Genomic DNA, 24,557 nt, shown 5'->3' with positions numbered 1-24,557 from the left:
TATAGTATACTAATTCTCTATATTGAAATAGTTAATTGCCTGGGTAATAAAAAGAAAATTTAGAATTTTGGAAAATCGAATAGGATGGACCTATTTTTTAACAATATGCATGTAATGGATAGTTTCAAAAGCACACAAGTAATCTGTTCGATTTTGAAAATACAGCTCTTGAATTGCTGTAGGAGATAGATGTTCATATATAAGCAAATCTAATCGATCTAGCATCCTCTCCATGTCCTCATAAGCATAGCATGATTTCATTGGTTCACCACCAAGTGCGGCCATTTTGACCATGTTTTCTACTCTATTGGAGAGTCCTTTTTCCGTGAAGAGAGATTCATCAGCATAATCCAAAACAATGGAACTACCTGCTGGAACTAAGGCAAATAGATGATTGAGTAAACTTGCTAATTCATCTTTTGTTAAATAATAAGAAACACCTAATAGACTAAAAAATGTTTTTTTTGATTGGAAGCCTTGCTCTGAAAATAATTGAGATTGAAATTGCTTTGTAAAATCCATCGGTACAAAATGCAAATGATTCAAGAGGGGGAGAGAAGCTTCCTGTAATCTTCTCATTTTCGATGCCTGCGTAATGGGATAATCCACCTCAAAAATTTCTAGCCTGGTTTGTCCTTGTTGCTGACGATACGGAAAAGTATCAAAACCAGCACCTAAGATGACATATTGCTCGACACCAAGCTGTATTTCGCTATGCAAAACTCTTTCACAATAAGCAGCACGTGCCAAAGGAGTTGGTGAGAGTTGAACTTGTGTAATCCATTTTATTAATTCCTTTGAATTGTCTTTAAACTTTGTAGCGATATCTTTATTAAAAAATTCAACGCCTTGTATCATAGTAGCTTGAATATTTTCATATTCTTCTTGTGAAATCAATTCTTTGGCTATATTATCATCAACAATTTTTGGTGTATCAAATTGGCTATGGTAGGCTCTACTAAAGGCAGCCACTAATGAAGTGATACTAGACTCCTGTTGATTCATACCAACACTCCTTAACAAAAAATAGGATTCCCCTGGCCAGGAGAATCCTATTATATATAATATTTATTTAAATGTAAATTTTAGCATAAAAACATTTTTTTGTCAAGCTTTAGATACTGAGAAAGAGGAGTAATATGAAAAAATTTAAAATAAGCTTATCTTTACTCTTAGCAGTAATTGTTAGTGGTATGCTCATTACATGGAAAGATCAAAGCTATTCTGCTATTGATCTATTAGAAAATGCTAATTTTCATGTGGAAAATTCCACTGTTACGCTACATCGTATAGATACAGATACAGAAGATATCTTTTCTGAAATGAAAATATCAAAAGAAACACAGCGAGAATTGATACAGTCTTTTCAACAGGCAACATTCAAAAAAACAGCCATAAAAACTATTGATTACGATTACCGAATGACAATTTCACTCAATACAAGCTACCCGATGTTCATTGATTCTAAAAAAAAAATATTGGTTCTCCTTAACACAAATGAAAGCTTTGAACTGATAAAAGATCACGCTTTTTTTAGTCTTTTAGAAAAAGCAACGGAAGATTCACAGAATTAGTTAGTATCCAACACAAGCTAAATAAGTAGGGATACAGCATAGATATTCCCTGTGAATGATGAGATGAACCAACTGGGAATGGTGAATTTCACACCTCCTTTTGTAGTGACCATTCTGATGAAGAACTCGGTATCTGATATGATGTGAAAATAAAGGCACACAACAATTTAACTGGAGTGACACGGGTTCGGAGGGGAAAATATGGGCTAAAGGTATAGTAGTTGCTGAAGAACAAATATCTTTACAGGAAAAAGAAGCCTATACGAGTCAGAGGGAGCGTGTGCTATGTCAATTAGTATGGTAGATGGAGCTGACGGCGTGTTTGATTTTGCCATTTAATTAGTAACGTAAAAAATTTTTAAGAATGTGTAACTTTTTAAAACATCAGCCGTCTAACTCATCAGTAGAATACAAAGAACTAAAGCAAACTAGTAACATTCACTTTTCACAAAAGGGCCAGGATTCACATTTTTTCGTGTTTCCTGGTCTTTTTGTGGTGGTGGTCCTATATTTTAACGAAAAAATAAAGAATTTATGAAACCTTTAGCCTGTTCATTCGTATTGTAATTTGAATCTAAAGCTAGACAAGATTTAGTAAGATTCACTTTCACTTAAAAGACTAGAGCTTACATCCTTATGTGAGAATCTAGTCTTTTTTGTATGGTTGTTCAGATATTGTTCAGTATAATATGTTAATCTATGAAAGAAGATTTTTCATAGTCTTCAACCTAAACGCAAAATGACCAGTTCTCTTTAAAAGAGTGACTGGTCTTTTTGTTTAATGTTCCTTTAGCAGACCGTGATTTTTCAGCATGTTTTATTAATAGCACGAAAAAGTTATGAAAGGGGAAATTAATTTAGGTATAGAGCTTCATCTATCATAGTTAAAGCCATAGAGACCTGTATGGTTGTAAGAGCGCATGTCTTGCTTTCCAATCATCATGCGAGAATGATGAAGTAAATTCCATTAATTATTCAGTTAGAGCAGAGGAGAGCATTATTTTCAATTTTAGTTTGTAGAAATACAATTTAAATTATGTGAAAATAGCAAACAGTCATCCACCTATACAGTGGGGCAGTCATTGGTAAATGACCATGTGTCATTAGCAAAGGTTAGTCATTTATGAGATTTCATTATTTCTTTTTTAATGAAAGTAAGAAAACTATAAAATTTGATAGAATGATTTATTTTCTCGAAAAAGCATTAATTTCCCCTAAAATCCTATTGGAAAATATTTTAACTTGTTCAGCGCCTCAAGTTGTCGTAGTATTATAACGAATCAAAACTAAGTAAGTTAGTAAGATTCACTTTCACAATAAAACCAGATGCTCTCTTTTGGGGAGCACCTGGTTTTTTGTTTATATGTGATATTAGCGATACCCAATACATAAGCACACAGTGATTATTTTTTCTCTGCTGCAATGATTAAAAACATAGGTATCCGTAGTTCCTCCTACATGTCTGGAATATTTTTAGCATTTCCTCTGAAGGCAAAGGTTCCTTCACCGCACTTATCGTAAGCCAGCTTGTATTAAGACATTCATATTAGTAGACAGTGTGCGATGGTATTTAATAACATTTTCGGTAAGGAAGGTTGTTTCCCGAATGCCTTCTGTCTGATAGTGATCAACTGCCCAATGCAGGGGGTTGCCATTCTCATCGTAGTATCAAGTCAGGCTTTCCTTAGTAAACAGTATCAAAAAAGCTATTTTCTCGCCTGAATCAATGTGAACCAACTTTTTCCATTGAGTGTGCCAGAAACTCTGTATATGGGTTGATAGAAATCTTTTGTATCGTACATATACGAGAGCTCTATTAAATCGACAGTAAGTTGATCGCCTTTTTTTATCAACAGTTCTTCTTCTGTTACAAGTGCATTATATTTTATCTGTGGAAATTTTCCATTCTTAATTCGCTCATACACCTCTGCAGGTGACAAAATATTGACTTCACGGATCAATTGATGCTCATGAATATTATACGATAATGAATACAAACTACCATCTGGTTTCAAACCGAGCTCTACTTCACCAAACCAATAATCTTGGTTCAATTCAGCTTGGTCAGGAAGCGTCCATTCAAATATGCCATTATCTAAAGCTGTAAACGCTCCATCTTTAGGAAGGAGTGAAAGCTCATCCATCATGCTCTTTGCCTTCTTCATGAGTGTTTCTTGCACAGCTAAAGAAGGTTGCACTGGCGTATAAAGATCGTCTGTTAGCGACCAATTTCCCTCTGAATTAATAAATAACGTATAGGAGTTCTCTGCTTTATCTTTTAATAAGAGCTCCCGATCACCACGAATATCCTGCTGACTTAACTCTGCTAAATCAAATTTCTTTTGCAAAAAAGTCTCAACTTCATCTGTATGATTAATTTTTTTATACACGGGGGCAACGGTAGATGCTGTATGTAAATCTAATGAGGTGGTTACATCAACATCCGACATATTTGATTTTGTGTAGGCGTTAATTGCTAAATGACCAAATTCCTGTTGAGCGTAGACAATCATCATGCCAATAAAAATCAAACCCATCATGAGAGGAATGGCTAGGTTTCCGATCAAACTTTTCACTTTTATTTTTTTATGCTGAACAATAGAAGAGCCTAGTCTATATAACTGGTATCCAATAATCCCACCAAGCGAGTTGTTGATTAAGTCATCAAGCTCGAAAATCCCTGCTCCTGTAAGTGTTTGATACGTTTCAATGGATAAGGTTGCAATCACCACTACAGGAAGAAGCCATTTAAACAGTTTGAATTTAGAGAAAAGTAAAGGTAAGAAAACGCCTAGCGGTACAAACATTAAAATGTTAAAAATACAATTTTGAAGATCACGTAACGAGTATTTCTTCCATGCATCTATATAGCCACTAAATGGTTGAAGATTCATTTGCATGAAATGGGAAGAACCGCGCCCAAAAATCGTTAGTTCACACACAAAAACAATATAGCCGATAAAGAGTGCTACAAGTATCAGTTGCTTAAAGTTTATTTTTTTTCGATTTGACTGTTGGTTTTTATGATAGAGGAAATAATAAAGTCCAATAAGTAAGAACTCAGCACCAATAATAAGGATGACTGGCAACATTAAAATCCGAATGTTATTCATAATATCTGTAACGCCCAAGACAAGATGCTCCTAACTATGTTAATCTATTGTCGACTTTTCTTATTGTAAATGGTAATTATTAATAATTATTGAGAAAAATTATGAAGATTTCTTAAGATTGTACGGCATATCTAATTGAAGGAAAGTGCTTATAGTAAATATGCTTTTATTTTCCGTAAAAAGGGGGGGAACAGTTTGGGGATTATCAACAAAATTTGTGGAAATTGCACGTTTAGAGGCAAAGATAATCCTTACGGTTTCGAATTATCAGCATAATTTTATGGGCAATAAAGTATAGGTAGGCGTTTTTTATAAGACTTCCGTTGTATTGTCTTGTCAGTCCTTGTAATCAAAATTGACATAAACAATTGTCAGAAAATATCAATATACCCTATAATAAATAAAAAAGCTGAGAATAAGAGGTGAACTTATGGGGAAACCAGTAGATTACAATCTATTTCCGGGTTATCAAAACACACTTGACTCCAGACTTGATGAACGTAAGGAAGAATTTATTGAAGAACTAGAAAGAGCAAAAGTTGATGGACATATACTTGAATTTGAGAAAACACCAGAAGAATTGCCCCAATAGTAAGAGCAAAGCATCTTGAAAAAAGATGCTTTTTTCTTTTATTTGGAGCTTGTTTATATGTATGAATTGGGCATTTTACTTCAAGGACGCTTCCTTTTTAAGCGATAATAATTGAGAGAAATGTCAATAATCAAAAGGATGTAAAGTACACTGAATACATTTAAAGTTAACGAAGGCAGAGGGAGAATGACATCTCTAATCAATATTAACCAAATCGTGGTTGATATTAAAACAATCGCATCCAATACAATAACCATAGTATGTTTATGGGCTTTAAAAATAAAATTAAATACAATTAATCTTACTAAAATTGGTGTCGTGAAGAAGTAAAATGAATAGATCTGTGTAATTTCTTCTAGGCTCACATGCATCTTCCTTTGGTGGTATTTGTGTTAAATAAGCGGCGGCAAACAAAAATAGGACTATTAACAGTAGTCCTATTTTAAGAGTATAGCATATAAATGTCTATTTTTCCATTTTACGTAAATAGGCGAGCTGTCCAATATGATAGGCATTATGGGTAGCGGCATTAGATATGATAGCCCACCATTGCGCTTTCACAGGGAACCCATTTACGAGAGATAAAAGTTGCTCTTCCTCAATTAATTCTTGCCACTTAAGTAGGATATGTAATAATTTTTCTTTTAATTCATTGAAAGTTACCTCCTCTTTAACTAGAAACGTATTTGCATTATTTGTTTGCGAAGGGGCCTTCACTTGATTTTCTCGATACCGTATTTGCCAAATTTCATTCCAATAGATTAGATGTTGGACAATTTCAGCCATACTATGGCTAGAAGAATCGGGTTTCCAAAAGGCTTCTGCTTCAGATAGCCCTTCTACGACTTCAGAAAATGAGATATACCAACTTGGGTCATTTGCATTAGCTAAAAGTTGATCTAACAAAATGGTCTTAGCCTCCATCATTCACGTTTCCTTCCTAAAAGTATTTTTTGAATAGTATAACATTTTAAGTTTGAATGTACGGATAAAATACTAGTTTAGTGCAACCATAAAAAAGCTGCAGCTTATTAGAGCTACAGCAAATATAGATGAGAATTTTAACACTAGTCAGTTAAAACAGGCAAATCAGCTTCTATTTTCAGCTTTTTTCGATTCTTCTTTTTTACTTCTAAGTAGTAATGCCATGAATAAGAAACTGGCCACCCAAAAGGCAAAGAATAAATTTTCTAGCAAAGCCCAATGACCATTTTTAATATAATTCCAAATGGTTGTAAATAAAAAAATGATGATAAAGAATGCGATATATAAGCATTTTCCGAATGTAGTCACTTCAAGCACCTCTATTATTAATCATCACACATAAGAAATAAAACCCTCTGTTCATTCATTATGGGTAATACACTAAAGGTTAGTGTGTGTAAATTTTGGTTACTTATACATCCACTGAAAAGATAGAAGGTAACACTTATCAAATAACAACTTTTTAATAAAATGTAAAAATTAGTGTATTCGCATTATGGTAGACTGAACATGAAGAAATAGATGGTAGGGAGGGAAATAGAGTGAGACAGTATGCCAACAAAGAAGAATTAATTAGTACGATTGACGAAAAGTATAAAAAATATATTGCCGAATTTAATGATATACCCGAAATCTTAAAAAATAAACGGATGAAAGAAGTTGATAAAACGCCGTCTGAAAATCTTTCTTATCAACTTGGATGGATAAATCTTTTGCTTCATTGGGAGCAAAAAGAACAAAAGGGAGAAGAAGTACATACACCTGCAGAAGGCTATAAATGGAATAATCTAAGTGGATTGTATAACTCTTTTTATAAACAATACGGAGAGTACTCTTTGAAGGAACAACAGTCCATGCTGAATGAAGCTGTCAATCATTTATGTGAGTGGTTAAATACCCTTTCAGAAAAGGAGTTATTTGAAGTTGACCAAAGACGATGGGCAAAAACACAAGCTAATTGGCCTGTTTGGAAATGGGTTCATATTAACTCAGTTGCTCCATTTACAAATTTTAGAACCAAAATTCGTAAATGGAAGAAGATGAACCTTTAAAAAATTGAATGTTCCTTACTATAACAAACCAAACGAATTTACTTTAGCCTTCCACAAATGGAAGGCTTTTTATTATCCACTATGACAACAAGTGTGATGGGCTATGAGTCGTTTTACTGTATCTAGATGCTTCATAAGAAGAAGGTGGTAGGGAATGAGCAAGAAACAATCTTTCTGTATTTATGCCTGATGGAGCTGAGTAGGTACATTAGCGCTTTTATACATACGAAAATGTAATTACATAATATAAAACTACTATTCTAATGACTATTGTGAAAGATAAATATGTACTGTTTTACATAGAATTTAGAATATTCATATTAAATAACAAAGTATTTATTATTTTTCTGTTAAAATTATTATGTTAAACAATATATTGGTATTGTTTGATAATTACCAGTAATTGTGTTAATAGGATTTAAAACTTATCTTTATTAAACAGGGAGGGATTACTCTAAGTATGAGTAAATATATTGAAACGCATTAACAGCTTCAGTGGTAGTAGTAGCACCGATTACAAGGATGTACAGCGCTCGCCACAAGTTTATAAAAAGATTAATAATTTAATGATCGTTCCATGATGGTATATTTAAACCCGAAAAAACTAATCATCTGTATGTTGGAGAAGCTTTAAATATGAATTTCTTTAATGCCATCTGGTAGTACAGGTACTATTTCGGGGGATTTAATCATTTATGCGCCAAATGTACCCTCTCTTTAAATGGGTTAACCGTTGAAGGGAATACAGTAATTGAATAATAACTTCCATGTAAAACCTAAGGAAAAGATTATTTTAGATTAAAATCATAAGGAGCTAAGCGAATGAAGAAATATGAATGTAATGTCGTTACTAAAATAGCGTTATCATTTTTACTTGTAATCTCTATGATTTCACCTTACTTCACAGTTGTAAAGGCCGAAACGACAGAAGCTATTGGAGTGGGGGAAGCGGTCAATCAATTTGATCCAACCGCAGTAAAGAGTAATGTTACTGTAGAGGGATATATAGTAGGATTCGCCAAAAGCGAAACTTCTTATTCTGTGATAGCAGATAGTGACACAAATATTGCGATTGCTGGTACACCAGATGAAACAGATGTCACGAAAATGCTGTATATTCAATTACCAAGCTCCTATAGAGCCAATTTCGGATTATTTACTAACCCAAGTAATCTTGGGAAAAAAGTTAGAATAACAGGTTCACTGGAAAAATATTTTGGTAACCATGCAGGGCTAAAATCACCAACTTCAATGGAGTTTGTTGGGGACGATACTACTGAACCAAATCCTCCCGAGACAGCAACAATTGCCGAAGCTCGTGCAGCTGTTGGAACAGACAGCACAGTAAAAATTCAAGGGACGGTTACGACAACACCTGGTAGCTGGGGAGGCAAGGCCTTCTATGTACAGGATGAGACAGCAGGGGTATATGTCTTCTCTAGTTCTGCAGAAGCAGGGAGCTTAGCTGTTGGAGATATTGTCAGCATCACAGGGAAAACTAGTTTATATAGTGGAGAAGTTCAATTTAATTCACCGACAATTGAACGGATTTCTACAGGGACAGCACCTGAACCGCAAACAGTGACTCTTCCGATTGCAGATGATAGCACACAAGGTAGATTAATCACACTTGAAAATGTGAAGATTAAATATTTAGCGCCATCTGGTACGTATGGTACATTTGAATTTAAAGCAGTCGATGCAGCAAATAACGAACTGTTAATTCGCCATGATAACCGCACAGGCTATCAGTTCTCTCAGTTTGAAGCAGATGGTTTCAATAACAATGATGTCATCACAGTGACAGGGATTGCGTCAATTTTTAACGGGACCTATCAATTAAAAACGTTAAGCGCGGAAAGCTTCCAATTAGTATCAAACTATGAGCCAACACAAGTAGAGAAAGTTAAGGCTTTACCAGCAACAGGCGAAGTTTATGAAGGAACAAAAGTAACATTGTCTACAAATATCCCAAATGCAACCATCTATTACACAATCGATGGTTCTGAACCGTCAGTAGCTAGTGAGGTGTATGATGCAGCAGCAGGGATAGTTGTAAATGAAGCCATGACTATAAAAGCATTTGCTACTGCAACAGGCCTAGATGATAGTGACATTGCATCCTTTAATTATACAGTTAAAGAAGAGCCAACCGTTATATCCATTACGGAAGCTCGTAATAAAGAAATCGGGCAAATTGTTATCGTATCAGGGATCGTGACAGCCAAATTAGAAACAGCTACAGCGCACATTCAAGATGAAGATGGGGCGGCGATAGCCATTTATCCTGTGGATAGTCTTGCCGCAAATGTCGGTGATCGGGTGACGGTGCAAGGACGCGTAGATGAATATAGCGGTCTAAAGCAATTAACGAATATTTCACTTGTCGGTATGCCTGTTCCTTCGACAATACCAGAGCCACATCTTATTAAAAGTAATGAGGTCACAGAAGACAATGAATCGAAACTAGTTTCACTTAAAAATGTTACCGTTACTGGTTCGGGTCAAAACTTTACAGGTACTGATGAAGTAGGCCCATTTGCTATTTACGATAAAACAAGAGACTCTGGTTTAGTGAGTGGAAAAACGTATGGGGAAATTACAGGAATTGTTGGTCAATATACAAACCACCAATTGCTCCCACTTCGCGTTATTGAAGATGTAACAAAGGTGCAGGATATCAAAGCTTCGCACGTAGGGGGCGTAACAGCTGGCACGAAAGTCTCCCTTTCTACAATGACTGAAGGAGCTACGATTTATTACACAGTGGATGGCTCAACGCCAACAACAGCTAGTGCAAAGTATACAGAGGAAATCCTTGTTAATAAACCAATGACGCTTAAAGCGATTGCAGTGAAAGAAGGTTTAACAAACAGTGCAATTGCTACATTTGTTTATGAAATTATTGATACTAAAAATGCCAAGATTAGCGATATTCAAGGGGCAAGCCATAAATCACCATATGTCGATTTAACAGTAAATGATGTGGCGGGAATTGTAACATTCGTTTTAAATTCAACTAGCTTTATTATGCAGGAAAACGAGTCGTCATTTGATGGCGTAAAATCAACTGCTATCAAAGTAAACAAGACAGGACATAATGTAGCAGTAGGGGACGTTATTAACGTATCAGGAAATGTAGTAGAGGCTGGTGGCAACTCTCGATTGACAGATACACAAATTGCAGCAACAAATATTACAAAAACAGGTACAGCAGGAATTCCAGAAGCCCTTGTGATAGGGGAGGATCTGTTGCCACCAAATAAAATTATCGATAATGATAGTTTTGCAATTTTTGACCCACAAGAAGATGGTATCGATTTTTGGGAATCTATCGAGTATATGCTGGTATCATTCCCAGATGCGAGAGTGATAGGACCGATTTATAATAACGATTCTCCAATTGTTGTACCGAGCACGACAAATAATACATTCAATGTGAATGGCGGTTTAAATATAGCGGCCGATGATTATAACCCAGAAAAAATTATGCTTGAAGGGGTAGCAGGGAAAAACTATGATTCAGGTGATCGTTTTAATGATGCCCTTATCGGATTTGTAGAAAATTTTACAGATGGCTATCGACTGAACACAAATAAAGTCTTCCCAGAAGTGACAAAAGCGAATCTTCAGCAAGAGGTGACGCATCTTGAACCAGTAGCGGACAAGTTAAATGTCGCTTCCTATAATATCGAAAACTTTTCGAATAATCCTGCCAATACATCAAACGAAAAAGTGGCCAGAATAGCAGCGACCTTTGTGAATAATATGAAATCACCAGATATTATTACATTAGTCGAAGTTCAAGATAATGATGGACAAACTGATTCAGGAAATGCAGATGCATCGGAAAGCTATATGCGATTAATTCATTCAATTAAAGCTACGGGTGGTCCTGCGTATGATTGGATTGATGTCATGCCAATTAACAATACAGTAGGTGGTGCACCTGGCGGTAATATTCGTGTAGGCTACCTATATAATCCAAATCGTGTTTCATTAGTGTCAGGTATAAAAGGGATGGGTGACCAAACCAATACGTGGACAGCAGATGGAAGCCTTACTTTAAATCCTGGCTTTGTTGATCCATCAAAATTTGTAGATACACGAAAACCAATTGCAGCCGAATTTGAATTTCAGAAAGAACGTGTAGTGATTATCGGGGCTCACCTAAATTCTAAAGGGGGAGATGGTTCACTTTGGGGACCAACTCAGCCACCAGTGCTAGAATCAGTTAAGAAACGTATTCAACTTGCTCAAGCCATCAATGATTTTATCGATGAAGGACTTGCCATTAACCCAGATTTAAATATCATTGTAGCAGGGGACATGAATGACTTTGAATTCACACCAGCTCTTCAAACGTTAAAAGGTGATGTTTTAACGAATATGATAGATAAAGCCCAAGAGCAAGATCGTTTTACGTACTTCTTCCAAGGAAACAATCAAGTGTTGGATCATATTTTAGTTTCGAATAAGCTTGCTGACGTTACAGAAATTGACTTGATTCATATAAATGCGAACTTTACAGAAGCACAGGGCCGTGCATCAGATCATGACCCAGTATTAGTTCAAATTGATTTGAAGGCAGAGAATGAGGAAATACCTACACCAATAACACCTGAAAATGTATACAACTATGATAACTACAAAACAGGTAAATTAATAATGAATCGCCCAAGCATTTCGCTATCGTTAGGGAAAAATACGAAAATTAAAAATGGAATTGCAGTATTTAGTCAATATGCTGAATTCCATGGGGAAGGATTTGCAGATAAAACAGTAACGATTAGTCCCAAAAAAGGAAATGCGATTATTGACTTTAAAGGTACGAAAATTGGTGAAATTATTATCGAAGGAAAAAATGTAAAAGAAATACGAAATTTACCTGATGGAGCGACCATTACGTATACTAAAGGGGCTTCGGCAGAGGAAATTGAATTTAAGTAGTATCTAAAAAACAATCCAGCACTAGTCTATATTGATTTGGTGCTGGGTTGTTTGCAACTAACCTATAACACTGAAAAGTTGTTGATTAATCAAAAAATAACCAAGTGTCCATATGATTACTTGGTTATTTTTTACTTTTTATAAAGCCCATATTTGGAAAAATAAATTTTAAACCGATAATTAAAGCAAAGAACCCTGAAATCTTTAATGTTACATTTGTAAATGTCTCTCCATTTTCAGTGATATTCATTAGTAAACTGCCAAAGGCAATAAAAATAAATCCAATCAAACCAGAAATATATTTCAATCGATCATCCCCTTATTTAAATAAGCACTAATTTTTACTCCACTCCCAAAGCAGTTTCTTTTTATCAAAGATTAGCATCCAACCTTTCTTTCAATACAATTATTTCAGTTGGAGGTAAATGAGGGACGCATTGTATGTATAAGAGTAACTACTCATGCTTAATGTATAAAACTATTTATAAGTATACCCCACTTAAAAGTATTTATAGAAGTTTAGATGGTAGTGAATATCATGTTAGAAAAATCGCTATTTATTTTAACTATCAAGAAAAGCATCCCTCTATTTTTCACCGTTTCAATTTCCTTAGAGCAAAAACCCGACTAAATCATACTTTTGTGCAGATGAAAGCAGGGACTATGGCAAACGAAAAAAGCATTGCAACGAAGCAATGCTAAGTACGTGGGGTTTTTGACAACTTTACTACATTAAAAACAAAGCCTATAAATCCATAAATAAAGAAAATATAGGCTACTAGTATGGACATAGCTTCTAAGTTGCTAGTGAATATCCTATATCCACCTAAAGTAAATAAAGCCAAACTGCCAACCGAACTAAGTAATATTTTATTTTTGTCAGTCAACACACACACCTCCAAATAATGGTATGTATATAGGTTAACACAAATTGTGTTTTTAGTTAACCTATTCTCTGTTTTCATTGGTGAGTGTCATAAAAACAAAGGAATGTTACTGAACACTCTGAATAAAATGTTCAGCAAGGAAGAGAAATCTTGCTGAACATTATTTTAAATATAATGATAATAATAACTCATAAATAGCCTCCAATTATCAAATGTAATGGCATTTTATTCGAAGGCAATAACTTTTAGGACAATGTAAAAGGGCATAGAAAACATGCGGATATAATATATCCATATTCGCACGCACGCTAAACTAATTATATTTGGCATATTTATTAAAGAGTATTTTTGTCTTTAAACTTATCCTTACAAACAAATAATTCAATCAAATTCGTTCATAATAATGAAAAGGACGTGATGACAATGCTAAATGAGAAGAAGATATCAAAGCTAAAAAATATGTTAATTGAGCAAAAACACTCGCTCCAACGAAGAATGGATACAGATGATGAATATTTAGAACGAGATAGTTTACGGGATTCAGTTGATGAGTTGTCAACAATCGATAATCATCCAGCAGATCTGGGTACCGAATTATACGAGCGTGAAAAAGATATGGCGTTAAAGGTCCATGACAATGATGAGTTAGCAAAAGTAAATACGGCCTTACAAAAGATTGAGGATGGTACCTATGGCGTATGTGAAGTTTGTCAACAAGATATCCCGTATGATCGATTGGTGGCACTGCCTTATACCTCTTTTTGTATTGAACATACTGCAAAAGAAGTTCCAACAGATCGACCGGTTGAAGAGCAAGTGATGCTTCCTCCAGTAGACAATTCTTTTGCTGGCCGAGATGACAAGGATGATATTCATGATTATGAAGATATGTTTCAAGTTGTGGCGAAATATGGAACTTCTGAAACACCTTCCGATTTTGAAGGGGATTTTGAAGATTATGATGAATTATATGAAGACCCTGAAGAAATTGCCGTTAATGACGAATGGGATTCATACCATATCTCTGAAACAGATGAACTAACACGCCAAGTTTCCATTCAGGAAGTAGAACACGCGAGAAAATTTGATTATTTAGAGGATGAAATGTGGGATTCAAAAAGATAGGCGCAATTGTTATAAATGAATGCTTTAATAAAATGTTTGGAACGAATGTAAAACTTTCAGCATGTTTTGTAATAAGAAAAATATGATGTAAACGCGGAGGTAGGTCCTTTGCTATTTACAATAACCTCAATGTTAGGAAAAAACAGACCAACGACCAACCTACATCCAAAATAACGTGGTGTCGCTCTATCACGAGTTGCAAGTGAGCTCTCCACAATAGGATTACCATAATATTTAAGCTTTCATCTTAGGATGGAGGCTTTTTCTTTTGCTTTGAAAACTGCACCAAACAGCCAAAACACTATGAGTTGACAGGGCAGAGTTTGGTTAAAAGTTGAATTTTTTCGGCAATTGCCGTGAAGTCACGTGTAATTATGTTGGCTACTAGAGATCGGTTTGCACTTGCGACCCCAGTAATAAGAGAAAAAAAGTAATTGATATGGGATTAAGGCAGTGAGGGAATTTACCAGAAATGTGTGCTAGCAGCAGTCGATATGCTGTGAATATATGAAAGAAAATGTGAAGGAGTAAATCAAATTAAAAAGTGTAAGAAGTGTGGGGGAAAAAGTGGTGGTTACAGGCGATATTATTGTGCTTGCAGATGGATATGAAATTGAGGAATTTAAGTGTAAGAAATGCGAAATCACTTCGAATTAGAAAGAATTTGTGCAGCAAGAAAAAAGGTTAAATTCTTAATTACGGTAGTATTAGTCAATTTATATTCAAAAGATGCATTTGCCAGCGATGGATGATGAATTACTGAACGAAGCAATTGAAATTGTTCGTCATAGAAATGAATAATTCAAAAGTGAACATTGTTACGTTCAACGGAGTATTGACTATGTAAGTAAAGAAGAAATTGCCAGAAAAGATTGATAAAACCGTAGCAGAGATTAGTTGAAAAGAAAGAAACGAAAAAGGGTCACTAGGTTGGAAATGACCCTAAACAGAAGTTTTATATGAATTTTTTAGGATTAGCAACTTTGAGTGATGCAATCTCTCCGCAGTTTTTGCAAAAAGTCATAAGAATTGGTGAACCAAAAGCCATTTTTGAACCAATCGGTCTTATATTACCCGAACTACTATTACCACCAACTTGACCGCTTATAAAGGAATCCTTACCACAAGTCTTACAAACTAATTTATTATTTTCCATAATATCACCTCTTTATGTAATGTATGTAAATTATAGCATAAAAAACCTGATATATTTCACACGAATACAACAAACAACTGCACAATATGAACATATTACACAGTAACTAAAAAAAGCACAGTGTTATCACTCGCCACAGCTCGAATTGGTTTATGCCCTTCTAGGCTAGTCAGATAAGTCATTATAACGCAACTTAGGAGGGCAAACCTATGTTAAAAGGGCAAAAGAGAATTTACTTCAGTGGATTGAGAATTATTGATGGATGGTTGAAATGATGGAGGAAGCACGGCAGCTGGTAGCGAAGGTAGAAGAAGTAGAACGTCGTGTATATTCGCGAAATTATCGGATTAAGGAATATGAGCATAAGATTGCAGAGGTGCAGAACCGCATTCCATTGTAGAAGGGGATAGAGAGGTTGAAGTCTTTCATAGATTACAAGATGGGAATAGCATGCGTGCAATTGGAAAGCAAATGAGATTATCTAGTACGACAATTTTTAGAGTAAGAAATAATATTTTGAGTCAGAATGTTCAACAATCGGGCCAGATTGTGGAGGAATGTAAAACGTATATTAGTATATAATAATGTTACTGAATTTTGAAAGTTTATACTAAACTAGCAGGGAGTTTAAATGAAGAAGCAACATAAAAAGAACGTGTTTTGTAAAAAATTGATTAAAACACGCTCTTAATAATGAAATTGGTTCATTTTTTTATAAAAGGTTTAATCATTTCCTATTTATGTTACTCCACAATCTGCCCCTTTAATTTAATAGTCTAAATATTCATTGTGGTAAAATCAAGTGCTTACAAGGAATACTTAGCTAATTGTTCACCCCAAGATGATAATTCAGTCTCAATAAATCCTACCTTTTTATATACAAATTTTGCAGTAAGATTTTCAGGATCGTATCCAATCATTATTAAAGGAACGTTTGCAGTATTATTTCGTCTTATCTCTTCAATAACCTGATATATTGCTTGTTTACCTATACCTTTACCTTGAAATTCTTCATCAATCATAAGTCTATAAATCCAATAATTATGGTCATCAGGGTCTATTCCAAACATAGTAAATCCTATCATTTTATTATCAAGAAAAATACCTTTTGCATAGAAATTATCTAGAAATTGAACTTCTGCAATAGAATAAAGATTGGATGCAATAAATGTTTGTTGTTCTTCTTTAACAGATAATCTAATTGCTTCTTCCCAATTACTTTTATCAATAGGCTTTAAATAAATTTTCTTCAATCTGGTACTCTCCCTTTGAAGGGGAATCACGTAGTTTATGGGCTATTGAAACGTTATCCCCTTGTTTTTTCGCCCAATCAAGTATAAATAATTTCTCATCGACAACGCCTCCTTAAAAGTACAAAAAACAAGTAATTATATTCAATATCTTACTGTAATTTAGTAAGTGCTATTCAATTAATTGGCCCATAGATGTATCTGTTTTTATATAAGACAATTGAGTCTACTCATTATCATCTTGCTTGATCGTCGTAATAGGCTTCATTTGCAGCCTTATGATTATTGCCTTTTAGATAAGCTAAAATCATACTAGGTCGTTTAAGTAAAATCCAGTCCCCATAATGGTCAAAACGCCTGCAAGAAGTAATCATACCATTTTTTATTGTTCCGTATTTTTTACCATTTGTTTTACCCAATTGTTTTAATCGTTTTGCAAAATCAGCATCTTCAGCCATCAGCATCTTCTCATTAAAACCTTTTATTGCTTGAAAGTCCTTTCGATAGCACCAAAAAATCCCTACAGAAATCAATCCATATTTAAACAATAAGGGAACAATTAAGAGAAAGGTAGAAACAATGATTCCAAGCGAAATTCTTTCAAAATTTCCGTTTACGCCGCCTCCAATATATTGATTAGATGCTAGATGCTTTTCAGCTTCTGATAACAAGTGTTCAGTCATTCGAGTATCTGCATCAATTGTAATTAGAATTTCTCCTTTTGCTAGTGCTGCTCCTGCATTTCTAATTTTGGATAAATTTTTATCTTCATTAATCAATGTTATACAATTGTATGACTTTGCAATTTCCTCTGTTCTATCTGTACAACGATTAAGCACAACAATCACTTCTACTTGATCTTTATAAAGTTGTGCAGCTTTGACGATTGATTCTAGGCATCCCCCGATGTACTTTTCTTCGTTGTGAGCGGGTATTATTACGGAAAATTTCACATTATTTTCATTTATATCCTTAATAAATTGCTTGCTTTCGGACATAGCAAAATCCCTCTCCCCTATATAATTAGTACTTACAAAAACAGTATATCATTTACATATAAATTATTTTATGGCAATTTCGTAACAATATATTCAAAATATAGCTACTTCATAACAGCTAAAATCGCTAATCAAATTGTAACCAGAACCAAAAGTGGCGTGGCTAGAGCCAAAGCCATTGCAAGCTTCACTATCTGGAGAAATCGCATTCTTGAATGTTAAGAATTGCATTAATAAGTTCAACAAAAATAATCAGGCGCTCATATAAAATTGAGTTCCTAGTATTTATTGTTTACTCGTCATAGGGTTTGTATTTGCCTGATAACCCTTTTGCTTCCTCTTTATTGAAAGGTGGATTTTACTGAGTAACAATAAAGTTGTTTCTCAATCGTGCGGGATTCTGTAACAAAAAACAGCGCTCGTTTTCAATTAAGGTCCAGATTGTTGAATAACAAGCTTTTAAGAAATGTTTACCAACGACGCTTAGGGACGTTTTTGCTTCAAATAATGCAGCGTTTCAGTTGAGATTTGATCATTACAATTTTCCTAAAATAATTTATTATAAAGAAATAGAGAGGATGTGTAGCTATGGTAAATCTCGATAGATTAATTTATCCAGCTTTCATACAGCAAGATGATGAAGGAATATTTTGTGTTTATTTCCCTACTCTGTTTCTTGAAAATGGATGGGAATATCCATTAACAAGAAGAGAAACTAGACACAAAGCAATACAAGATGCCAAAAAGGATTTAGCTTACACTTTGGCTGGAATCCTTTATGACAATGAAGAGCTTCCTGAACCTTCCTATCTAAATAGAAATGACCTTTCCGAAGGGATGGAATTAGTGGAGATAGAGACATCATTTGAACCGTATGCTGAAGAAATAAAGGAGCATTTAAAAGGTCGTCATTGGCATATCACTTATTATGACGAAGAAAATGATGATTATATTGAAGCTATTGGGTATAAAAATGAACAAGGAATGTGGGACATTTATTTTGAAGATTTTTCTACGAAAGTGGAATATGATAATTTTGATTCTCCCAATCAAAAAAAACTTAAATACCCTATGGACCCTTTGCTCTTTAGTGTCAAATTTTATTCCGATGCAGAGGAGAAATTCAGCCAATATGTTGAAAATGTAATACTAAAGCAACGTGGTAATAAATGATTCCATCTACATGGTTTTCATTGAACTAATAGGTACTTAATTCAACAAGGAAAAAGAAACAAAAGGAACAAATGTAAAACATGAACGATCGTTTGTGATTTAAAATTTGTATTGTAAACTCGGAGGTAGGTTCGGTAGGAGTAAGGCTGATGTAAAGGAGTAGTGGCGGAATAGGTAGACGTAATGTAGTGGTGTAGCTAATGGCTCTTTGTATAGGGCGCTGAAGCTCCAGCAAGATCGGGCATAAACGAGATACCACGAAAATTACCATACAAGGTGCAAATCTACTTTTACTTATTCCTGTCTAAACAAGAACTATAAAAGCATTGTAATAGCTTTATGATGCTTTTTTCTTTTGCTTTGAAAACTGCGTCAAACTGCCAAAACACTTCGAGTCGAGAGGGCAGAGTTTGGTGTGGTTTTGAGAGCAAACATATACCAATGATTAAAGTTGAAGTAAATGCTCATGCAGCTTTACTTTCGCATTGGAGATTTCGACAAAATTTTTTCCATTTAAAAGTAAAACACAATTTATTGTTAGAGAAAAAATCGTTATAAACAAATTATAATCAAAACATCCTTCGTGTGGGTTGAAAAGTAAGTATCGAGCAAAGTTTCTCGCCTTTGATTCGTCAGTGTTCTATGAGCGTAGGTTATTATTATTGATTCATAACAACTACGTATAAATGTGATTAGGTGAAAAGATTTACAAGATATTAATATCTAATTAAAAAAAACATGTTATTTTGTTTAGGTAAAAGAATTAATTGCCTACAATGAGAGGAGAAGAAATAATGGAAAAAAACATTGAAGTTTTAAGAACAGAGGGGGACATTAATTTAACAAAAACTCGTTCTTTATGGCAAGAAAAACACTTAAGCAAAGAATCATTTGAGCTTTTAAACGATGATTCCAAGTATTATTTACATCAATCTCTTTCTACTCCTTGTTTAAATATTATTGAAAAAAGCTATGGTATTTACATAGAGGATATAGATGGAAGAAAGTATATGGATTTTCACGGAAATAATGTTCATCAAATAGGTTATGGTAATGAGTATGTTATTCAAGCAGTAAAAGAGCAGTTGGATATTCTTCCATTCTCACCAAGACGTTATACAAATAAAGTTGCGATCCAGTTGGCAAAAAAATTAGTTGACATTGCACCAGAAAGTTTAAATAAAGTACTATTGACTCCTGGGGGAACTTCAGCTGTTGGAATGGCTTTAAAACTTGTTAGAAAGGTAACAGGTAAATTTAAAACTATATCTATGTGGGATTCATTTCATGGTGCATCTTTAGACGCTATTTCAGTTGGAGGAGAAGCACTCTTCCGTAACGGTATGGGTCCTTTAATGCCAGGGAGTCTGCATATAGCTCCTTACAATTCATATCGTGGTTTGTTTGATGATGACAATGGTAGATTTAAATCCCTTGATTATTTAGAATATGTACTTGAAAGAGAAAATGAAATCGGTGCAATTATTTTAGAGCCTGTTCGTTGTACAGACGTGCATATCCCACCAAAAGAGTACTATCAACGTTTACGTAATATTTGTGATAGGAACAATATATTATTGATTTTTGATGAAATTCCAACAGCTTTAGGGCGAACAGGTAAAATGTTCACTTTTGAAAACTTTGGAGTTATTCCAGATATTGTTTTATTGGGAAAAGGATTGGGTGGAGGCGTATTTCCAATGGCAGCGATGCTCGTAAAAGGAGACCTTGATGTTGCCCAAGATATTGCACTCGGTCATTACACTCATGAAAAAAGTTCATTAGGTTGTGCAGCAGCATTGGCTACTCTTAATTATATCGAGGATTTTAAATTAATTGATAAGGCTAATCAATTAGGAAATTATATGAGAATACGTCTTAAAAAGATGCAAGGAAAATATGAAATTATAGGTGATGTTCGAGGAATCGGTCTTTTATACGGAGTAGAATTAGTATTAAAACGCAATTCGAAAGAAAAAGCTATATCTGAAGCAGAGCAAGTAATGTATAAATGTATGGAAAAGGGATTAAGCTTTAAAGTATCCCAAGGAAATGTGCTTACTCTCACTCCACCACTTATCATTAAGGAACATCAATTAGAACTGGCAATGGATATTTTAGAACAATCTATCCAAGAGGTTTTAGAGCAGTGATATAGATTTATGAAGAATTTATACAATTTATTAGACTGAAGCAACTAAACATCTCATATGAGGTGTTTTTATTATATAAAGAAACTTGATGTAACCATTCCAAAACAAACAAAGGTCGATGGAGGTGGGGTATTCAAGGCTGTTATTGCGATTATAAGTGAAAATAGTGTATTATAGCATTCATGTTGTAAACAAAAAGGACGGATGTAATGAAATATAATAAGACAATTATGCTAAAGCTTATAAATGAACATCGAACATTGCATGATGAATTAAAAAAGCTAAAATCTGAAATGGGTTTAGAGAAAAATTTTGCAGTAAAGGCATTGTATCATTCATTTGTTGCAGAAGATGGTCCTTATATGAAAGAATATCAGGATTTAGAGCGATTACAATAAATCGTAGTGCCACTAACAAAATTGTTGGCAAGATAAGTAATAACTTTTAGTGCAAGAATTTAAATACTAAGCTTGAGATTGAGCCATTCATTTTGAGTGGCTTTTTATTTTGTCTTTTTTCTCCCAGACGCTATAAAGAACGAGAACAAATACACTTTTGAACAGTTTAGGGATTCTTATGGATAACTAAATTGGGCAAGGAGGAAATCATGAATGAAAAGTTAAAGAAGAAAATAGAAAAGTATATGGATTACTATAATAACGATCGAATTAAACAAAGATTGGCTGGCATCGGTCCGGTAAAATACCGAGCTTATGCCAGCCGATTAGCTGCATAAATAAGGGTTCACTTCACAGCTACATGCCGTCTTGGTCTATTTTCATTTCATTTAATATTTGTTTGCGTTCTAGAATCAATTCCATAAACTCCTCTAAATCTTCCTCTAAAGCGTGGTTTTTAATAAAGCTACGCGCTCTTGATCGTGCGCTAATGTATTTTGCACGCTCTTTATTCTTCTCTTGCCAACGTTTATTAGCTTCAGTCTGAAAATTCTTCTCCATTTTAATCCTTCCTTTTTTTAAAATATACTATGATATTTAATATCACTAAGATTAAACAAAAAGAGTAAATAATAATCATAGATACATCGAAGAAGCCTGGTTGTTTCCAATTCACCATATTAATCAAAGCGTAAATAGCAAATGCAAAAGCTGCTACATATCCGATATTTTTCATAATACAATGGATATGATAAGATTATAGGGAAGGAGTGGCTAACCTCCTTCTGTAAGCTTTTAGCGACGTTTACCTTTGCGAGAGGGGCATCGCTTTTTATTTTGCTTACCTGTTCGCATGCCTTGAATATTTTTTACTGAGCCTTTCAGCAAATTAATTACAGTAGCGACTGCGACTAAATAAGCTAAAACCTTATCATAATCTACTTTGTTCACATCCTTTCTACACCCTAAAAGTACTAGTATTTAAATTCAATGTTCAATTTAATTATTTTACTTAAAATGAATATATTCCCTTGAAAAATGAGAACATTTGTTCTATTCTTAAAACAAGAACAAATGTTCTTAACGAAATTTAAATGGGGACAAGCCAACAGTTAGCTACCATACTTATGATGGAACTTGGGCAACGATTACAATTACTCAGAAAGCAAATGTGTTCAAAAATGTTGGATATGAAATTATCGGTCAACTTGAAGCTGGTGGAAAATACAAAGTGTATGGTCAAAGAGAATATGCAGCTGATGGCACTCTATACTATAATGTTGGATCTGGCTATATCCACAATGCTTATGGAACTATTGCTAATCACCATGCAACTGTTACAACTACTATTCATAAGTATAGTTCTCCTAATGGAGCATTTAAACGCCAATTAGCACCAGGGACTTATAAAGTGCATGCAGCTAAAGATAGTTGGTATAATTTAGGTGCAGAATGGGTTAAAGCTGATCAAGTATTAGTAACTAAAAACTAAACTCAAAAGATATTTTAATAAGATTAAAGACTAGCCAATCCAAGCAATTATGCAAGGATAATCTTTTTTACAGAGGTATTTCTAAAAACTAACCAGGCGCTCAAATGAGTACCTGGTTAGTTTTATTTTAAGTCCCTAATTTTTTGTTTTTTCTTATTCAAAATTATGATTCCTATAATCATCACAATACCGCCAACCATTTTCAAAATTATACTTTTTATTATGGCATCTTTTATTGTAATATTTAATAATAGGATACCAAATATTAATATAATCAATCCAATTATTCTTTTTATAAATTTCATTACTATCTCCCTAATAGCTGTTTCTTCTTTGCATCAAATCCTTCTTGCGTTAGGATAACTAAATCTAATAGCTCTTTAGTTTAATGAATTCTTCTTTAGGAATTGATGATGTCGCAGGAAGGGAAGTGACAGTTGCGTGTGTAACTCTTCCTCTTCAGCAACTATTAAAAGTGAAAGCTTTTCAAAATCTTTTTTATCGCATTTTATTACAAGTGGAATTTTTTCGCCATTAAATCTCTTTAAGAAAAGAGTTGCAATTGATTTATCTTTACCTAAATTTGCGCCCATAGCTCCAGCACCCCAAAAGCACTACCAATAACAGTCCAACTTGCAATATTTAATGTGGCAACAACAATATATAGTGAAACCCCCTTAAACCACGGCAAGCGAGTCCAACGTTTTCTACAATTTCATATTCCTCAACATGTCCTGCTAGTGTGTGTAGCTCATTCTGTAAATTTATTGCAAGATTCCTTCCTACTGGTTTTAAGTACTCAGTAATTTGTTGTTCAGCGTACATATGATTTTCCACCTTCCTTATCATCTAGGTACTACCATAAAATAAGGATTGAATGGTAATACAATGAAATTGTATCAATACTAGTAGGTATTGTCAGTACGTTATAAATAATAAATAGGTCACTCATATGAATGAAATGAGTGGCCTACTGTGTGTAAATACAGATCAGTGTAACTGCTCATGTATGCTTATTTATTAAGAATAAAGAGGTACTCCAGATAGTACCCCACTTAAAAGTGTTTATATGAGTTTATATGAATTATATTTCATATTAGAAAAACCTATATTTATTTTAGATATTCAAGAAAAGCATCCCTCTATTTTTCACCATTCCGATTTCCTTAGAGCAAAAACCCCACCAAATCAACACTTTTACGCTATAATGTAGGACGAGGTGAAGAAAATGTTTGTGAGTGAGAAACAAATTGAAATACGGTACGCAGAGACCGACCAGATGGGCGTGGTGTACCATGCGAACTACATCATTTGGATGGAAATTGGGCGTACCCAGCTTGTAAGTGATGCTGGCTTTGAGTATGCTGCATTAGAAAAAGATGGCTATGTATCGCCTGTGATGGATTTATCGATTTCGTATAAAGCAGCCATGCATTATGGACAAGTGGCGACGGTGCGCACTTGGGTAGAAAAGCATGATCGTTTACGAACTACGTATGGCTATGAAATTTTACATGAGGATGGCACGGTAGCAGCCACAGCTCAATCCGTACATATTCTTGCGCATAAGGATACATTGCGACCGGTATCATTAAGTAAGATTGACCCAGCTTGGGATGCCAAATATAAAGAAATTGCCGTCGAGGCAAAATAGGAGAAC

General features: G+C 34.3%; 25 protein-coding genes. 12 read left to right on the top strand and 13 right to left on the bottom strand.

From position 1 onward, the window contains the following. Positions 1-90 precede the first annotated feature (90 nt). A complete protein-coding gene (locus JIN86_RS00825) occupies positions 91-1,005 on the bottom strand; it encodes a class I SAM-dependent methyltransferase (protein ID WP_202341035.1) in 915 nt (304 codons plus the stop codon). Positions 1,006-1,139: 134 nt separating this feature from the next. Between JIN86_RS00825 and JIN86_RS00820 the strand changes: the two genes are divergently transcribed. Next, entirely contained in the window at positions 1,140-1,574 is a 435-nt protein-coding gene (locus JIN86_RS00820) for a hypothetical protein (RefSeq protein ID WP_202341034.1), read from the top strand. 1,706 nt (positions 1,575-3,280) lie between these two features. Here the strand turns inward: JIN86_RS00820 and JIN86_RS00815 are convergent. Next, positions 3,281-4,705: a VanZ family protein gene (locus JIN86_RS00815; protein ID WP_202341033.1), complete on the bottom strand. Its 1,425-nt coding sequence runs from the start codon at positions 4,703-4,705 to the stop codon at positions 3,281-3,283. A gap of 412 nt (positions 4,706-5,117) precedes the next feature. On the opposite strand from JIN86_RS00815, the gene JIN86_RS00810 reads away from it, so the two are divergent. Then, positions 5,118-5,279, top strand: coding sequence for a hypothetical protein (locus tag JIN86_RS00810; RefSeq protein ID WP_004225101.1), 162 nt, complete (start codon positions 5,118-5,120; stop codon positions 5,277-5,279). A 465-nt stretch (positions 5,280-5,744) separates the two neighbouring features. On the opposite strand, the gene JIN86_RS00805 is transcribed toward JIN86_RS00810, so the two are convergent. Beyond that, the gene (locus JIN86_RS00805; protein WP_004225103.1) at positions 5,745-6,206 is read right to left on the bottom strand and encodes a DinB family protein; all 462 of its coding nucleotides are present in this window, start codon (positions 6,204-6,206) and stop codon (positions 5,745-5,747) included. Positions 6,207-6,368: 162 nt separating this feature from the next. Continuing rightward, a complete protein-coding gene (locus tag JIN86_RS00800; RefSeq protein ID WP_004225104.1) occupies positions 6,369-6,572 on the bottom strand; it encodes a hypothetical protein in 204 nt (67 codons plus the stop codon). 233 nt (positions 6,573-6,805) lie between these two features. Between JIN86_RS00800 and JIN86_RS00795 the strand changes: the two genes are divergently transcribed. After that, positions 6,806-7,315 (top strand): ClbS/DfsB family four-helix bundle protein, encoded by a 510-nt coding sequence (locus tag JIN86_RS00795; protein WP_004225105.1) that lies wholly within the window; start codon positions 6,806-6,808, stop codon positions 7,313-7,315. 822 nt (positions 7,316-8,137) lie between these two features. Continuing rightward, positions 8,138-12,265, top strand: a complete 4,128-nt coding sequence (locus JIN86_RS00790; protein ID WP_202341032.1) for a chitobiase/beta-hexosaminidase C-terminal domain-containing protein — start codon at positions 8,138-8,140, stop codon at positions 12,263-12,265. 124 nt (positions 12,266-12,389) lie between these two features. Here the strand turns inward: JIN86_RS00790 and JIN86_RS00785 are convergent, their stop codons facing one another. After that, entirely contained in the window at positions 12,390-12,572 is a 183-nt protein-coding gene (locus tag JIN86_RS00785; protein WP_202341031.1) for a hypothetical protein, read from the bottom strand. A gap of 1,003 nt (positions 12,573-13,575) precedes the next feature. Between JIN86_RS00785 and JIN86_RS00780 the strand changes: the two genes are divergently transcribed. Then, on the top strand, positions 13,576-14,277 hold the full coding sequence (locus tag JIN86_RS00780) for a TraR/DksA C4-type zinc finger protein (protein ID WP_202341030.1): 702 nt from the start codon (positions 13,576-13,578) through the stop codon (positions 14,275-14,277). 955 nt (positions 14,278-15,232) lie between these two features. Here JIN86_RS00780 and JIN86_RS00775 read toward each other — a convergent pair. Further along, complete coding sequence (locus JIN86_RS00775) at positions 15,233-15,433, bottom strand: hypothetical protein (RefSeq protein ID WP_004225113.1); 201 nt, start codon at positions 15,431-15,433, stop codon at positions 15,233-15,235. A gap of 271 nt (positions 15,434-15,704) precedes the next feature. Here JIN86_RS00775 and JIN86_RS23700 point away from each other — a divergent pair, with 271 nt between their 5' ends. After that, positions 15,705-15,833, top strand: coding sequence for a hypothetical protein (locus JIN86_RS23700; RefSeq protein WP_255538101.1), 129 nt, complete (start codon positions 15,705-15,707; stop codon positions 15,831-15,833). 406 nt (positions 15,834-16,239) lie between these two features. Here the strand turns inward: JIN86_RS23700 and JIN86_RS00765 are convergent, their stop codons facing one another. Then, the gene (locus tag JIN86_RS00765; protein WP_202341029.1) at positions 16,240-16,686 is read right to left on the bottom strand and encodes a GNAT family N-acetyltransferase; all 447 of its coding nucleotides are present in this window, start codon (positions 16,684-16,686) and stop codon (positions 16,240-16,242) included. A gap of 233 nt (positions 16,687-16,919) precedes the next feature. Further along, complete coding sequence (locus JIN86_RS00760; RefSeq protein WP_202341028.1) at positions 16,920-17,681, bottom strand: glycosyltransferase; 762 nt, start codon at positions 17,679-17,681, stop codon at positions 16,920-16,922. A gap of 588 nt (positions 17,682-18,269) precedes the next feature. On the opposite strand from JIN86_RS00760, the gene JIN86_RS00755 reads away from it, so the two are divergent. The 4 genes from JIN86_RS00755 (at position 18,270) to JIN86_RS00740 (ending at position 21,743) form a co-directional block, all read left to right on the top strand. Next, the gene (locus JIN86_RS00755) at positions 18,270-18,854 is read left to right on the top strand and encodes a DUF3986 family protein (RefSeq protein WP_202341027.1); all 585 of its coding nucleotides are present in this window, start codon (positions 18,270-18,272) and stop codon (positions 18,852-18,854) included. Positions 18,855-19,648: 794 nt separating this feature from the next. Then, complete coding sequence (gene pbfA / locus JIN86_RS00750) at positions 19,649-21,007, top strand: (R)-1-hydroxy-2-aminoethylphosphonate ammonia-lyase (protein ID WP_202341026.1); 1,359 nt, start codon at positions 19,649-19,651, stop codon at positions 21,005-21,007. A gap of 209 nt (positions 21,008-21,216) precedes the next feature. Then, positions 21,217-21,405 carry a hypothetical protein gene (locus JIN86_RS00745; RefSeq protein WP_004225125.1) on the top strand — a complete coding sequence of 63 codons (189 nt, stop codon included), beginning with the start codon at positions 21,217-21,219 and terminating at the stop codon, positions 21,403-21,405. Between the two features lie 209 nt (positions 21,406-21,614). Next, a complete protein-coding gene (locus JIN86_RS00740) occupies positions 21,615-21,743 on the top strand; it encodes an IS3 family transposase (protein WP_202341025.1) in 129 nt (42 codons plus the stop codon). Between the two features lie 19 nt (positions 21,744-21,762). On the opposite strand, the gene JIN86_RS00735 is transcribed toward JIN86_RS00740, so the two are convergent. Continuing rightward, on the bottom strand, positions 21,763-21,966 hold the full coding sequence (locus JIN86_RS00735) for a hypothetical protein (protein ID WP_009370395.1): 204 nt from the start codon (positions 21,964-21,966) through the stop codon (positions 21,763-21,765). Between the two features lie 234 nt (positions 21,967-22,200). Next, positions 22,201-22,356 (bottom strand): hypothetical protein, encoded by a 156-nt coding sequence (locus tag JIN86_RS00730; RefSeq protein WP_202341024.1) that lies wholly within the window; start codon positions 22,354-22,356, stop codon positions 22,201-22,203. A 280-nt stretch (positions 22,357-22,636) separates the two neighbouring features. On the opposite strand from JIN86_RS00730, the gene JIN86_RS23395 reads away from it, so the two are divergent. Next, entirely contained in the window at positions 22,637-22,897 is a 261-nt protein-coding gene (locus tag JIN86_RS23395) for a hypothetical protein (RefSeq protein WP_237497088.1), read from the top strand. Positions 22,898-23,019: 122 nt separating this feature from the next. Here the strand turns inward: JIN86_RS23395 and JIN86_RS00720 are convergent, their stop codons facing one another. The 3 genes from JIN86_RS00720 to JIN86_RS00710 all read right to left on the bottom strand — a co-directional run bounded on the left by JIN86_RS00720 (position 23,020) and on the right by JIN86_RS00710 (position 23,722). Next, on the bottom strand, positions 23,020-23,202 hold the full coding sequence (locus tag JIN86_RS00720; RefSeq protein WP_202341023.1) for a hypothetical protein: 183 nt from the start codon (positions 23,200-23,202) through the stop codon (positions 23,020-23,022). A 75-nt stretch (positions 23,203-23,277) separates the two neighbouring features. Beyond that, positions 23,278-23,490 (bottom strand): hypothetical protein, encoded by a 213-nt coding sequence (locus JIN86_RS00715; protein ID WP_202341022.1) that lies wholly within the window; start codon positions 23,488-23,490, stop codon positions 23,278-23,280. Between the two features lie 49 nt (positions 23,491-23,539). Continuing rightward, the gene (locus JIN86_RS00710; RefSeq protein WP_202341021.1) at positions 23,540-23,722 is read right to left on the bottom strand and encodes a hypothetical protein; all 183 of its coding nucleotides are present in this window, start codon (positions 23,720-23,722) and stop codon (positions 23,540-23,542) included. A 403-nt stretch (positions 23,723-24,125) separates the two neighbouring features. Between JIN86_RS00710 and JIN86_RS00705 the strand changes: the two genes are divergently transcribed. Then, entirely contained in the window at positions 24,126-24,551 is a 426-nt protein-coding gene (locus JIN86_RS00705; protein WP_004225136.1) for an acyl-CoA thioesterase, read from the top strand. Positions 24,552-24,557 lie beyond the last annotated feature (6 nt).

The organism is Lysinibacillus sp. HST-98, assembly GCF_016757845.1.
In the GTDB taxonomy this organism is placed as follows: Bacteria; Bacillota; Bacilli; order Bacillales_A; family Planococcaceae; genus Lysinibacillus; species Lysinibacillus capsici.
This window is presented reverse-complemented; position numbering and strand designations above follow the sequence as displayed.

Bases quoted from the DNA above. Each gene is read 5' to 3' on its own strand.
- JIN86_RS00825 (WP_202341035.1), bottom strand. From the start codon at position 1,005: ATGAATCAACAGGAGTCTAGTATCACTTCATTAGTGGCTGCCTTTAGT.
- JIN86_RS00820 (WP_202341034.1), top strand. From the start codon at position 1,140: ATGAAAAAATTTAAAATAAGCTTATCTTTACTCTTAGCAGTAATTGTT.
- JIN86_RS00810 (WP_004225101.1), top strand. From the start codon at position 5,118: ATGGGGAAACCAGTAGATTACAATCTATTTCCGGGTTATCAAAACACA.
- JIN86_RS00805 (WP_004225103.1), bottom strand. From the start codon at position 6,206: ATGATGGAGGCTAAGACCATTTTGTTAGATCAACTTTTAGCTAATGCA.
- JIN86_RS00790 (WP_202341032.1), top strand. From the start codon at position 8,138: ATGAAGAAATATGAATGTAATGTCGTTACTAAAATAGCGTTATCATTT.
- JIN86_RS00780 (WP_202341030.1), top strand. From the start codon at position 13,576: ATGCTAAATGAGAAGAAGATATCAAAGCTAAAAAATATGTTAATTGAG.
- JIN86_RS00775 (WP_004225113.1), bottom strand. From the start codon at position 15,433: ATGGAAAATAATAAATTAGTTTGTAAGACTTGTGGTAAGGATTCCTTT.
- JIN86_RS23700 (WP_255538101.1), top strand. From the start codon at position 15,705: ATGATGGAGGAAGCACGGCAGCTGGTAGCGAAGGTAGAAGAAGTAGAA.
- JIN86_RS00760 (WP_202341028.1), bottom strand. From the start codon at position 17,681: ATGTCCGAAAGCAAGCAATTTATTAAGGATATAAATGAAAATAATGTG.
- JIN86_RS00755 (WP_202341027.1), top strand. From the start codon at position 18,270: ATGGTAAATCTCGATAGATTAATTTATCCAGCTTTCATACAGCAAGAT.
- pbfA (WP_202341026.1), top strand. From the start codon at position 19,649: ATGGAAAAAAACATTGAAGTTTTAAGAACAGAGGGGGACATTAATTTA.
- JIN86_RS00745 (WP_004225125.1), top strand. From the start codon at position 21,217: ATGAAATATAATAAGACAATTATGCTAAAGCTTATAAATGAACATCGA.
- JIN86_RS00740 (WP_202341025.1), top strand. From the start codon at position 21,615: ATGAATGAAAAGTTAAAGAAGAAAATAGAAAAGTATATGGATTACTAT.
- JIN86_RS00735 (WP_009370395.1), bottom strand. From the start codon at position 21,966: ATGGAGAAGAATTTTCAGACTGAAGCTAATAAACGTTGGCAAGAGAAG.
- JIN86_RS00720 (WP_202341023.1), bottom strand. From the start codon at position 23,202: ATGAAATTTATAAAAAGAATAATTGGATTGATTATATTAATATTTGGT.
- JIN86_RS00715 (WP_202341022.1), bottom strand. From the start codon at position 23,490: ATGGGCGCAAATTTAGGTAAAGATAAATCAATTGCAACTCTTTTCTTA.
- JIN86_RS00710 (WP_202341021.1), bottom strand. From the start codon at position 23,722: ATGTACGCTGAACAACAAATTACTGAGTACTTAAAACCAGTAGGAAGG.
- JIN86_RS00705 (WP_004225136.1), top strand. From the start codon at position 24,126: ATGTTTGTGAGTGAGAAACAAATTGAAATACGGTACGCAGAGACCGAC.